Annotated in this window: 10 protein-coding genes; 9 read left to right on the plus strand and 1 reads right to left on the minus strand. The window is 59.9% G+C overall.

All coding sequences use genetic code 11. The features are described 5' to 3' along the window. The first annotated feature begins 10 nt into the window (after nt 1–10). From FHG12_RS18480 to FHG12_RS18510, 7 genes are all read left to right on the plus strand, one after another. Nucleotides 11–1504: a TolC family protein gene (locus tag FHG12_RS18480; RefSeq protein ID WP_139517194.1), complete on the plus strand. Its 1494-nt coding sequence runs from the start codon at nt 11–13 to the stop codon at nt 1502–1504. 480 nt (nt 1505–1984) lie between these two features. Next, nucleotides 1985–2653, plus strand: a complete 669-nt coding sequence (locus FHG12_RS18485) for an ABC transporter ATP-binding protein (protein WP_139517913.1) — start codon at nt 1985–1987, stop codon at nt 2651–2653. 57 nt (nt 2654–2710) lie between these two features. Continuing rightward, on the plus strand, nt 2711–3310 hold the full coding sequence (locus tag FHG12_RS18490) for an RNA polymerase sigma factor (protein ID WP_139517195.1): 600 nt from the start codon (nt 2711–2713) through the stop codon (nt 3308–3310). Then, complete coding sequence (locus FHG12_RS18495; protein ID WP_139517196.1) at nt 3300–4550, plus strand: ABC transporter permease; 1251 nt, start codon at nt 3300–3302, stop codon at nt 4548–4550. The genes FHG12_RS18490 and FHG12_RS18495 overlap by 11 nt, the downstream gene beginning before the upstream one ends. 28 nt (nt 4551–4578) lie before the next feature. Then, entirely contained in the window at nt 4579–5775 is a 1197-nt protein-coding gene (locus FHG12_RS18500; protein ID WP_139517197.1) for an FtsX-like permease family protein, read from the plus strand. A 111-nt stretch (nt 5776–5886) separates the two neighbouring features. Further along, on the plus strand, nt 5887–7275 hold the full coding sequence (locus tag FHG12_RS18505) for a sigma-54-dependent transcriptional regulator (protein ID WP_139517198.1): 1389 nt from the start codon (nt 5887–5889) through the stop codon (nt 7273–7275). Nucleotides 7276–7591: 316 nt separating this feature from the next. Continuing rightward, nucleotides 7592–8923, plus strand: coding sequence for a sensor histidine kinase (locus FHG12_RS18510; RefSeq protein ID WP_139517199.1), 1332 nt, complete (start codon nt 7592–7594; stop codon nt 8921–8923). 54 nt (nt 8924–8977) lie between these two features. Here FHG12_RS18510 and FHG12_RS18515 read toward each other — a convergent pair whose 3' ends face one another. Beyond that, entirely contained in the window at nt 8978–9808 is an 831-nt protein-coding gene (locus FHG12_RS18515; protein WP_139517200.1) for a phosphatase PAP2 family protein, read from the minus strand. 317 nt (nt 9809–10125) lie between these two features. Between FHG12_RS18515 and FHG12_RS18520 the strand changes: the two genes are divergently transcribed. Beyond that, nucleotides 10126–12462: a heavy metal translocating P-type ATPase gene (locus FHG12_RS18520; protein ID WP_139517201.1), complete on the plus strand. Its 2337-nt coding sequence runs from the start codon at nt 10126–10128 to the stop codon at nt 12460–12462. 21 nt (nt 12463–12483) lie between these two features. After that, complete coding sequence (locus FHG12_RS18525) at nt 12484–12861, plus strand: cupredoxin domain-containing protein (protein ID WP_139517202.1); 378 nt, start codon at nt 12484–12486, stop codon at nt 12859–12861. Nucleotides 12862–12887 lie beyond the last annotated feature (26 nt).

The following is a 12887-nucleotide window of genomic DNA, read 5'->3' on the forward strand; positions in this document are numbered from 1 at the left end:
CTTTTGCTTTATGAAACAATTTCTCCTCCTGTGCTTGCTGCCGCTGCTGCCCGCTGGTGCGGTGGCCCAATCGTCGGGGCCTGCGGCACCCGCTGCTGGCGCGGCGGGTAAAGTATTGGGTTTGAGCGAAGTACTGGAACTGGCCCTGGCCCAGTCTTCGGTGGTGAAACAAGCCCAGACCAACCGCGAAAACAGCTACTGGCAGTGGCGTACCTACCAAACCAATTATCGCCCCCAGCTCGGCCTGCTGGGCACCATACCGGATTTCAGCCGGGCCATTGCGCCGGTCGTGCAGCCCGACGGCACCACCGGCTTCCGGGCCGTGCGACAAAATAACTCCAACCTGGCCCTGACCTTGAGCCAGAACATCGGGCCTACCGGCGGGCAGCTGTTTCTGACTTCCGAGGTGCAGCGCTTCGACAACTTCAACGGGGGCCAGCGCATGTACAACAACCGGCCGTTTGCGCTCGGCATTACCCAACCGCTGGGCATGTTCAATAGCCTGAGCTGGGCCCGCAAGATTGAGCCCTTGCGCTACGAAGAATCGCAGCGGCAGTACGTGGCCGAGCGTGAGGCCATCACGCAGCGGGCCACGGAGCTGTATTTTGATGTATTGCTGCAACAGGTAAACGCGGCCGTGGCCGGCCAAAACGTGCAGGCCAACGAAGAAATGCTGCGCTTGGGCCGCGAGCGATTTCAGCTCGGCCGCCTCTCCCAAAGCGATTTGTTGCAGCTCGAATACAACCTGGTAGCCTCGCGGCAGGCCCGCGGACAAGCCCGCCTCGACGCCCAAACGGCCACCCTGAATTTGCAGAGCTACATCGGGCTGGGCGGCTCTACCCAGCTCACGCTGAATGTACCGGCCGCCACGCCGCCGCTGGCAGTATCGCCGGAGGAGGCGCTGGCGCAGGCCCGGCAAAACCGCGCCGAGCAGCTGGCCTTTCGTCGTCGGCTGTTGCAGGCCGAGCGCGACGTAGCCCAGGCCAAAGGCACCATGGGCTTTCAGGCGACGCTACAGGCCAATTTGGGGTACGTCAACCAAGCGACCAGTCTGTGGGACACCTACAACGGGTTGCAGAATCAGCAGCAGGTGCGCCTGACTTTCTCGATGCCGCTGGTGGATTGGGGTCGCCAGAAATCCATCATCAAAACCGCCGAGCTCAACCGCCAGCAAGTAGAAGTAACCGTAGAGCAGGACCAGATGACCTTCGAGCAGGCCGTGGTGGCCCAGGCCGCGCAACTGGGCACGCTGAGCGAGCAGCTCAGCCTGGCCGCTAGCGCCGACACGCTGGCCCAGCGCCGCTACGACATTGCCCGCGCTACTTACTTAGTGGGCCGTATCAGCCTCACGGACTTGAACTTAGCGCTTTCCGAAAAAGACCAGGCCAAGCGTGCTTACATTGCTGCCCTGCGCGCCTGCTGGGTGGCGCACTACCGCTTGCGTGCCCTCACGCTCTACGATTTTGAGCGCCGGCAGCCGCTGGCGGTGGCTACAGGCCGGTAATATTTAGCACATCTGTTAGATGGATCTGTCCTCCTTTGCTTAGGCTCGGGAGGACAGGTTTTTATAGAGGACGGCATAGACAACGAGCCGCCAGAATAGGCTACCGCCGGCGCACGGATGCACAAAGCACCGGGAGCCGGCGGTAATTTTTTGGGCTTGCGTTCAAAATCGTACGGCGACCTCTCCATTTCCGAACACCCTGTCCGTTTATGGACAACTTTTTGAAATCGCGTTAGTAGTGATATGTATATAAATTATTGATAATCAATTATTTATGAGTTTGGCACGTGGCTTGGCTACTTCTATAGGAAACCGGGCCTTGCCTGCTCAAAAGCGGACACCGCACTCCCGGTTTACTGCCTCCTTTGCCGCATCCTTCCACGTCAACCGCATTTTCCCATGAACTTCACCTCTGCCCAAAGCGACCTGTTTCTCGATCCGGCCGCGAAGGTGCGTCAGGCCACGGCGCTGGCCACGCCCATGCTCAAACTCACGGACATCGAGAAGGTATACCAAACCAAAACCATCGAAACCGTCGCCCTGAACCGCGTCAACCTGACGGTGAGCAAGGGCGAGTTTGTGTCGATCATGGGACCTTCGGGCTGCGGCAAATCGACGCTGCTCAGCATCATGGGCTTGCTCGACGAGCCCACCAGCGGCCACATCGAAATCGACGGGCGTCCCGTGACTTCGTACTCCGACCGCGAGCTGGCGCACCTGCGCAATCAGAAAATCGGGTTTGTGTTTCAGAGCTACCACCTCATCCACGACCTCTCGGTGATCGACAACGTGGAGCTGCCCTTGCTCTACCGCAGCGGCGTATCGGGCAAGGAGCGCCGCCAGCGCGCCCACGCCGCCCTCGACAAAGTAGGCCTGAGCGCCCGCACCAACCACTTCCCCAACCAGCTGTCGGGCGGCCAGCGCCAGCGCGTAGCCATCGCCCGCGCCCTGGCCGGCAACCCCGAAATCATTCTGGCCGACGAGCCAACGGGCAACCTCGACTCGGTAATGGGCGAGGAAATCATGGACATTCTGCTGGGCCTCAACCGCCGCGAAGGCACCACCATCGTGATGGTGACCCACGACGAGCAGCAGGCCCTGAAAACCGAGCGCGTCGTGCGCTTCTTCGACGGCAGCCAGGTTAGCTAACGCCGCCCGGAGCTTGCTTAATGCTGTAGTTGAAACCGTAATAATCAAACTATCAATATGTTACCTGTAGCTGCTTCCTCATTAAGCGCCAGCCATGCCGAAGCCGAGCTGATCGAGGCCTGCCGCCGGGGCAACCCGCGGGCGCAGAAGCGTCTTTTCGACTGGCTCTCGCCGATGGCTTTGGGCGTGTGCCTGCGTTACCTGCGCCAGCCCGAAGAGGCGGAGGAAGCCATGCTGCTAGGCTTTGTAAAAATGTTTCGAGCCCTGGAGCAGTACCGCCACGACGGCAGCTTCCGCGGCTGGGTGCGGCGCATCATGATCAACGAAGCCCTGGGCCTGATCCGGCGCCGGCAGCCGTTGCACCTCGACATCGACGACTACGCCCCCGAAGTAGCGCCCATTGCCGCCGCGGCCGAAAGCGACTTGGCCGCCGCCGATCTGCTGGCCTTGCTGGCGGCGCTACCCGCCGGCTACCGCACGGTGTTCAACCTCTACGCCATTGAGGGCTATTCGCACGCCGAAATCGCTGAATTGCTGGGCATAAGCGAAGGCACCAGCAAATCGCAGCTCAGCAAGGCGCGCGCCCTGCTTCAGCGCCAGCTACAGGCTTTGCAATTCACTTCCACCTCTTCTTACTCCGAATCGTATGCTGCTTAGCTATATCAAAATTGCGTGGAAGGTCCTGCTTCGGCGCAAGTTTTTCACCTTCATCAGCCTGTTTGGCATCTCCTTCACCCTGATGGTGCTGCTGGTGGTGGTGGCCATGTTCGACAATTTTCAGGGTGCGCACGCCCCCGAATCGCGGGTGAAGCGTATGGCTTTCGTCTCGTTTATGAGCCAGCGTTTTAAGGATGGCGGCCAGATGAATACGCCCGTCAGCCCGTACTTCCTCGACAAGTACGTGCGCCCGATGAAAACGCCCGAAAAAGTGGCGGTGTACTCGCTGTTTCACGCCACACCGGCTTACATCGGCAACAAGAAGCTGGACCTAGATCTCAAGTTTACGGATGCTGTTTTCTGGGAAGTATTTGATTTTCACTTCCTCGAAGGCAAGCCGTATCTGGCTCAGGACGTGCGCTCCGCTAACCGCGTGGTTGTCATTACCGAAACCACGGCCCGGCAGTATTTCGGCGCCGCCACGGGCGTAGTCGGCCGCGACATTGTGGTCGATCAGCGCCGGTTCCGGGTGGTAGGGGTAGTCAGCGACGTGCCTGCCCTGCGCTTCAACTCCTACGCCGAGGTGTGGGCGCCCCTGACCACAACCAAAGCCGATATTCGCAACCCCGTGCTGGAAGGCGATTATTTTGCCGCGCTGCTGGCCCCCGAAGGCACGCCGCTGGAAGCCCTGGAAACCGAGTACCAGCAGATTGTGAGCCGGGTAACAATTCCGAACCGCGACGTGAAGAAGCTTGTAACCCACGCCGACCCGCTGCTGGCCTCGCTCACGCGCCAGCTTTTTGGGCCGATCGGGGGCGATAGCTCCGACAAAACAGCGCTGTTTTACGCCGTGACCGTGGGGCTGACGCTGCTGTTTATGTTGCTGCCTGCCCTGAACCTGGTCAACATCAACCTGAGCCGCATCCTGGAGCGCTCCTCCGAAATCGGGGTGCGCAAGGCCTTCGGAGCGACGGGCTCCACGCTGGTCGGCCAGTTTCTGATCGAAAACATCTTCCTGACGCTCCTGGGCGGCGTGCTGGGCTTGGTGCTGGCTTATGCGGCCCTGGAAGCCATCAGCGAGGCCAATTTCATTTCCTACGCCCACTTCACCCTGAACCTGCGCGTGTTTGGGTGGGCTCTGCTGGTAACGGTGGTTTTCGGGGTGTTGTCGGGCGTGTACCCGGCTTTTAAAATGTCGCGCCTACAGCCGGTGCAAGCCCTGAAAGGCAGTGCTAGCTAATTATTTGACTGTCAGATACTTAATTCTAATGATACGGCACCTGTTTACCTTGATCTGGAACCGCAAGCGGTCCAACTTTCTGCTCATCACGGAAATTATGCTCTCGTTTTTCGTGCTCTTCGTGGTGAGCAGCCTGCTGGTGTACAACCTCTACAACTACCGCCAGCCCATGGGCTTCCGCTACGACAATGTGTGGGAGATCACGCTCAACCCCGGTACCGATACCACGGCCCTGAAGCAAAAGGTGCTGATGGTGATGCAGCAGCTGAAAGCCAGCAAGGGCGTGGTGGGCGTAACACAAACTAGCTCCAATACGCCGTTTTCGTTTTCCAACATGAACGGCACGCGCCAGTACAACCACAAGCAAACGCCCGTGACCGAGTTTTACGACGCCGACGACGAACTGCGCCATGTGTTGGGGCTGAACGTAGTGGAAGGCCGCTGGTTTGACCGCCGCGACAACGCCGCTGCCCGTACGCCGGCCATCATCAACAAGGCCATGCAGCGGGCCGTGTTTGCGGAGGAGTCGCCCATCGGCAAAATCATGACCGATGAACACAACAAGGAGCAGTGGCAGATTGTGGGCGTGGTGGAAAGCTACCGCTCGGGCAGCGACTTTGCCGCCGACGAGCCGGCCATGTTTAGCCGCAAGGAAATCACCGATCCGAGCTCCAAGATGAATGGCGGCTACAACGTGCCGGTGCTGCTGCTGCGCGTGCAGCCCGGCAGCGGCGCGGTGCTGGAGCAGAAGCTGGTAAAAGACCTCGACCGCATGACCAAAGGCTGGTCCGTGACCGTTGACCCGCTGGAAAAAACCCGCATCAGCAAGCTCAAAGTTGTGCTCACGCCGCTGTGCGTGCTGGGTCTGGTGTGCCTGTTTTTGATTGTGAACGTCGCCTTAGGGCTGTTCGGGGTGCTGTGGTACAACATCAACCAGCGCAAAGCCGAGATCGGGTTGCGCCGGGCCTTGGGGGCTACGAGCACCGGCATCAGCCAGCAGTTTCTGGGCGAAATGCTCGTGGTGACAACCTTGGGCGTGGCCGTTGGCGTGGTGGTGGCGGCCCAGTTCCCGCTGCTGGGCGTGTTTGGCGTGGCAGCTACGGTTTACCTGCAAGCCATGGGCGTAGCTACCGTGCTCATCTTCTCCCTGACGGCTATTTGTGCTTTTCAACCCAGCCGCATTGCCGCGGGCATTCAGCCGGCCGTGTCGCTGCGGGAAGAGTAGCCGCCCCAAAAGGCCCGTTGGGCCGCGCACAGCCTTGTTGCGCGGCCCAACGGCTTCCCTTTTTAACCCAAAATTCCTTCCTTCGCTACGCAATTTCAACCGCAATTCTCCATGATTCTCATAATCGACGACGACCTGGCTGTGCGCACCTCGCTGGGATTGCTGTTGAAGCAGGCCGGCTACGCGGCCAAGGGCGTGGGCACGCCCGAGGAAGCCCTGCGCGTCGTGCGCGACACGCCGCCCCAGCTCATGCTCATGGACATGAACTACTCGCTGGATACTAGCGGCAACGACGGATTGCAGCTGCTGGCCCAAGTAAAGCAGTTGGCCCCGCAAGTGCCGGTTATTCTGATCACGGGGTGGGGCTCGATTTCGCTGGCGGTAGAAGGCATCAAGGCGGGCGCCGCGGAATTCATCACCAAGCCTTGGAACAACGACAGTCTGCTCCAGACCATCCGGACCATCCTGTGCCTAGCCGAGCGCCCCGCCGAAACCGACGACAGCACGCTCACGCGGCGGCAGCTCGACCGGCAATATAACTTCCGCAACATCGTGGGGGCCGATCCGCAACTGCTTCATATTCTGCGCAATGTGGGGCAAGTGGCTGCCACCGACGCTTCGGTGCTGATTGAAGGGGAGAGCGGTACGGGCAAGGAGCTCATTGCCGAAGCCATTCACCAGAACAGCCACCGTCGCCAGCAGCCTTTTGTAAAAGTGAACCTGGGCGGCATCTCGGCCTCGTTGTTTGAAAGCGAGATGTTCGGCCATCGCCGCGGGGCCTTCACCGATGCCAAAGCCGACCGCGTGGGCCGCTTCGAGCTGGCCAACAAAGGCACCATTTTTCTGGACGAGATCGGCGAACTGGACTTGTCGAGCCAGGTAAAGCTGCTGCGTGTACTCCAGGATCGCACCTACGAAGTGCTGGGCGATTCGCGCCCGCGCTCGCTCGATATCCGGGTGATCTGCGCCACCAACCGCAACCTGGCCGAGCTGGTAAAGGCAGGCCGCTTCCGCGAAGATCTGTTTTACCGCATCAACCTGATCACGGTGCGCCTGCCCGCCCTGCGCGAGCGCCCCGACGATATTCCGTTGCTGGTCAACCACTTCGTTGATAACCTGCGCGCCACTTACAACCGCCCGGCCCTGAAAGTAGGCACGCGCGCCCTGCACTGGCTGCGCGAGCTGCCCTTGTCCGGCAACATTCGCGAGCTTAAAAACCTGGTGGAGCGCGCCGTGCTGGTCAGCGGGAAAGACGAGCTTGGGCCCGAAGATTTTCAGGCCCAAACCCACAAAGCGCCCGTGCGGGCCGCCGAGGCCGGCGAATTGCCGCCCGTGGGCTCCATGACGCTCGACGAGCTGGAAGCCGCCATGATCCGGCGCTCCATGGAATTTTACGACGGCAATGTCAGCCGCGTGGCCAAAGCCCTGGGCCTAAGCCGCGGCGCCCTCTACCGCCGCCTTGAGAAATACGATATTCCCTTCGATTCTGCGCAGGCGTGAGGTACCTGCTACCTGCTACCTTATCGCTTTGCCACGTTCGCCGCTACTTTGCTACCTGCTATGAAAAACATTTCGCTCTTGATCCCCAATTGGTCGTTGGAACGCCATGACGAAGTTGCCACTCGCTTGCTCTGGGTTTGGGGTGCCGTCGGAGGGCTGGGTTTGTTGTTCGCCCTAATGCTGTAACTGTCTGTATTGCATGTATTTATAGATAGGAAAGTAAAGGCAATGACTTCGAACGTGCCCAGGGTAAGAAACAAGGCTTGTCACTGCCGGCTTGCAAAGGCCGGTTTCGGCGGCATATTCGCCTTCTGATATGACCCTGCGCACCAAATTCATTCTGTTCGTTGTCATCATTCACGCCGTCCTAATTGTGCTGGCCGCGCAGGTACTGCGGACGAACCCCGTGCTGTTTATCGGTACCGAGCTGATTCTGGCCGTTTCGATTGTGCTCACGGTGCAGTTGTACCGGGGCTTTGTGCGGCCCTTCAACCTGATTGCGGCGGGCACGGAAGCCATTCAGGCCAAGGACTTTACCATGAAGTTCGTGCCGGTCGGCCAGCGCGAAATGGACCAGTTGATTGACGTGTACAACCGCATGATCGACGAACTGCGCCAAGAGCGCGTCACGCAACACGAAAAAAGCTTTCTGCTCGAGCGCCTGATCGAAGCCTCGCCCGCCGGCGTGCTACTGCTCACCTTCGACGGCCGCATCGAGGCCGTGAACCCGGCGGCCCTGCGCTGCCTGCGGCTGCCGGCTGCGGAGTTGTTGGGCAAGAAACCCAGCGAGTTGCCCGGCGACTGGGGTACGTCGCTGAGTACGCTTACTACGGGCGAGCCGCAGGTGGTGCAACTTTCAGGTATTCAGACCTATAGGGCGCACTGCTCGCACTTCGTGGATCGGGGCTTTACCCGCAATTTTATTGTGCTGGAAGAGCTAACCCAGGACCTGATCCGGCAGGAAAAGCTGGCTTACGAGAAGCTCATCCGGATGATGTCGCACGAGATCAACAACTCCATTGGGGCCATCAACTCGATTTTGCAGTCGTTTCACAACTACGCCCCGCAGCTCCGCGAAGAAGATCGCGACGATTTCACGGAGGCGTTAGAAGTGTCGGTGAATCGCAACACCCACTTGGCCAACTTCATCGCCAACTTCGCCAACCTCGTGCGGCTGCCCGCGCCCACGCGCCGTCCCCACGACGTGCACGAGCTTCTGCGCGGCATTCAGCGCCTGTTTCAGGTGCAGTGCGAACGACGTAATATCTTGTGGCACTGGGAGTTGGCTGGTGGGCCGCTTTGGGTGGGACTGGACGCGCAACAAATGGAACAGGCCATCCTGAACATCGTCAAGAACGCCTTAGAGTCGATTGGCGAAAACGGCAACCTGACGGTGCGCACTACTCAAAATCCGCCCATGCTGCGCATCGAAGACGACGGCGCGGGCATTCCGGCCGACGTGCAGCGGCGCTTGTTTACGCCGTTTTTCAGCACCAAGCGCGACGGGCAGGGCATTGGCCTGACCATGATCCGCGATATTCTGTTGCAGCACGGCTTCCGCTTTAGCCTCGAAACCCAGCCTACCGGCCTCACCGCCTTCACCATCTGGCTGACCGACAGCGAACCCAAGGTGCTTGCTGCTACCTAGCAAAAAGCCCTTCCGGAGCACACGGAAGGGCTTTTTGCTTGATGAAACCGCCGCTTAGCGGTGCGGCTGCCAGGTTAGGCCGAGGCCCATGCCGCCGGGCTGCCAAGCAGGGTAGAAGCCAATGTCGCGGCCAATAGGTTTTCTTCCCCAGCGGTTGCGGTGGGTCAGGTAGCCCAGGTGGGCCGACAGGATGCCGAAGCCCGCGCCAGCGATCACGTCGCTCTGCCAGTGCTTGGTGTTGATCATGCGCAGGGCGGCCACGCCGGTGGCCAGCGTGTAGGCCCCGATGCCGTACCACTGGCTTTTGTCGCGCAATTCGGTGTGCACGATGCTGGCGGCCAGAAACGCCTGGGCCGTGTGGCCCGACGGAAACGAGAGATTGTCCGAGCCGTCGGGGCGGCGCTCGCGCACCAGGTACTTGACCGTGAAGGTGCTGGCCGCCATGATCAGCTCGCTTTTGAGAATGACCAGGCCAATGTTAACGTTGTCGTCGCGCGATTCGACGCCGGCCAGCAGCACGGCGCCCAGCTCTAGGTAGGGGGCCACCAGCAGGTAATTATCCAAGCTGGTGCGGTAGGTCGGGAAGAGCTTGTGAATGTCGCGGTTGGCTTGGGTGTTGGTGTAGAAGCCGTGGTTGTTGACGTGCAGCGCCCCGTAGGTGATGAGCACGGCCGGCACCACGGAAGCGCGCACGAGCTTGCCTCGGTACCAGGGCTTGGAAACGGCTGCCGAGGTGCCCGTCGGGTTTTCAAACTTGTGCACCGTGTCCGCCGGGGCCGGGGTGGCCAGCGGCGTTTGGGCCAACGAAACAGTTGCGGGAGTTAGGCTAAGCGTGAGCGGCAGAAGCAGGCACGCAAGCCAGGTGCGAAGCGGAGAAAGAATCATGGGGGGAAAGCCCTTGTGCAGGCCATGTACGGTGGCAGAGAAGTAGAGAAAGAGGCAAAAGGAATGTCTGGGCGAGGTAGTTTGTTCTGAAGGCAAAAGGTGTTTACGTTCGGAACTAGTGATTCATGTTTGTGTGGTTATATTTTTGTAAATCAATTGTTTATGTTTTTGAATAGGATCTTGAGCGGCAGCCTTTTTCTCAGTAGAAGCGGCAGAATTATGCAACACTTCTGCTGAATCCCGCACGACCAACAGGCAGGGCACGTTGTTTACTTTGTGACTACCGGCCGGGTTACGGTCGACTTGGAAATTTCGTAATGAACCAACAGGACATAGCTACCGGAATCCCCACCGAACCGAAGCCTGAGCAGGCTTCCGACGGTCCAGAACGCAAGGCCACGGCCACCCTCGAAATAGAGGGCATGAGTTGCGCGGCCTGCGCGGCGGCGGTACAGAGGTCGCTGACGAAGGCGCCGGGCGTGCGCAAAGCCCTCGTCAACTACGCCACCGAAAAAGCCACCGTAGAATACGCCCCCGACCTAGCCACGCCCGCCACGCTGAAGGCCGCCGTGGAGAAAGCCGGCTACGGCGTAGCTGAGCGCCAGCCCGACACCAGCGCGGCCGATCGCCAAGCCGAAATCGACCGGCAGAAGGCCGCGGCCTACCAAAGCCTCAAGCGGCGCCTGTGGGTGGCGGCCGGGCTGACCGCCGTGATCATGCCCTTGTCGATGATTATGCTCTGGCCGGCGTTGTCGGCTCGGGTTAACGTCCAGTGGCTGAACTACTTACTGCTGCTGCTCACGGGGCCGGTATTGCTCTACAGCGGCCGCGAATTTTATACGTCGGCCTGGAATGCCTTCCGGCACCGAGCTGCCAACATGGATACCCTGATTGCCGTGGGTACGGGCGCAGCTTTTCTCTACAGCTTGGCAGCTACCGTGGTGCCGCATTTTTTTATGCAGCGCGGCCTCATGCCCGAAGTCTACTACGATACCACGGCCACGATCATCGCCCTGATTTTGGTGGGGAAAGTGCTGGAGATGCGCGCCAAAACCCAAACCTCGGCGGCCATTCGTTCTTTAATGGGCTTGCAGGCCCAAACGGCCCGGGTAATCCGCGGCGACCAGGAGTTTGATGTGCCTCTGGAGCAAGTGCAGCTCGACGACGTGGTGCTGGTCCGGCCCGGCGAGAAAGTAGCCACCGACGGCCTCGTGCTCGACGGCCATTCGGCCGTGGACGAGGCCATGCTCACCGGCGAAAGCCTGCCGGTAGAAAAGCAAGCCGGCGACAACGTGTTCGGCGCCACAATCAATAAAACTGGGGCTTTTCGCTTTCGCGTCACCAAAGTCGGGGCCGACACGCTGCTGGCTCAGATTGTGAAGTTGGTGGAAGATGCCCAGGGCTCGCGGGCGCCCATTCAGCGGCTGGCCGACCAAGTCAGCGCCATTTTTGTGCCGACGGTGGTCTGTATTGCTATTCTTACGTTTGTGCTATGGTTTGATCTGGCCCCGGAATCCTCGCGGTTTACATTGGCCTTGGTCAACTTTGTGGCTGTGCTCATCATTGCGTGTCCATGCGCACTGGGGCTGGCGACGCCCACGGCCATCATGGTGAGCACGGGCAAAGGAGCCGAGCAGGGGGTGCTGATTCGCAACGCGGAAGCGCTGGAAAAAGCCCACGAAGTGAACACCGTCTTGCTCGACAAAACCGGCACCATCACCCGCGGCGAGCCCAGCGTCACGGATTACGTACCCGTGCAGCCTGCCGCCGACGGCCAGCAATTGCTCCGGCGCATTGCCGCGGTTGAGCGGCTTTCGGAGCATCCTTTGGCGGCGGCCGTCGTGCGTTTTGCTGAGGAGCAAGGCCTTGCGGCCTTGCCGGCAACAGGTTTTCGGGCCATCGAAGGCAAAGGCGCTACTGCTTCCGTTGCCAACGACACAGTGCTGATCGGCAACCAGCGCCTGCTCACCGACGAAGGCGTAGCGCTCACGGAAACGGCTGCAAGCCGCGCCGCCGAGTTGCGGCAGCAAGCCAAAACGGTGCTTTTCGTGGCTCTGAATGGGCAAATAGCCGCCATGCTGGGCGTCGCCGATACCCTGCGCGATACCTCGGCTGCGGCCATTGGGCAACTGCAACGCATGGGGCTGGAAGTGGTCATGATGACCGGCGACAACGCGCAGACCGCCGCCAAAGTAGCCGAGCAAGTGGGCATCAAGCGGTTTTTTGCCGAAGTCCTGCCCCACGACAAAGCCAATAAAGTAAAAGAGCTGCAAGCCGAAGGCCGCGTGGTGGCCATGGTCGGCGACGGCATCAACGATGCGCCCGCGTTGGCCCAGGCCGATATTGGCCTGGCCATGGGCGCGGGTACCGATATAGCCATGCAGGCCGCTGGCATCACCTTGATGCGCAGCGATTTGCATGGCGTCGTAACGGCGATTGATCTCTCGCGCCAGACCATTCGCACCATCCGGCAGAACCTGTTCTTTGCTTTCGTCTACAACACGCTGGGCATTCCGGTCGCGGCCGGGCTGCTGTATCCGGTCTTCGGCGTGCTGTTATCGCCGATGCTGGCCGCCGGGGCCATGGCCCTGAGTTCAGTATCGGTGCTGACAAACTCGCTGCGGTTGCGGACTTTTGGTAAGCAAAATAGGTAATAAATTGATTTTCAAATAGATATGGATACTGTCGAATTATTCGTGACGGCCGCCGGGGCCTTATTGATTGGCTTGGTGCTGTGGTATTTTTTCTTCTCCGAACGCGAGGTGGTGAGCGCCGTTTCTTCCTTGGGCGGCTTGCAGCAGGCCGATATCACCGTGAAAGGCGGCTATTCCCCCGACGTGATTGAGGTAGAGCGCGGCCGACCGGTACAGCTGCATTTTCACCGCACCGAAGATGCGAGCTGCTCCGAAGAGCTTTTGTTGCCCGATTTTCACATTCGCCGCGAATTGCCCGCTTTCCAAACCACGACCATTGAGTTGCTGCCCCAGCAACCGGGCACCTTCGAGTTTACGTGCGGCATGCACATGTTGCGCGGCAAGCTCGTTGTTAAATAAGGTATTGATAATCAAGTAATTATCAA

The sequence above is a fragment of the Hymenobacter jejuensis genome (assembly GCF_006337165.1).
In the GTDB taxonomy this organism is placed as follows: Bacteria; Bacteroidota; Bacteroidia; order Cytophagales; family Hymenobacteraceae; genus Hymenobacter; species Hymenobacter jejuensis.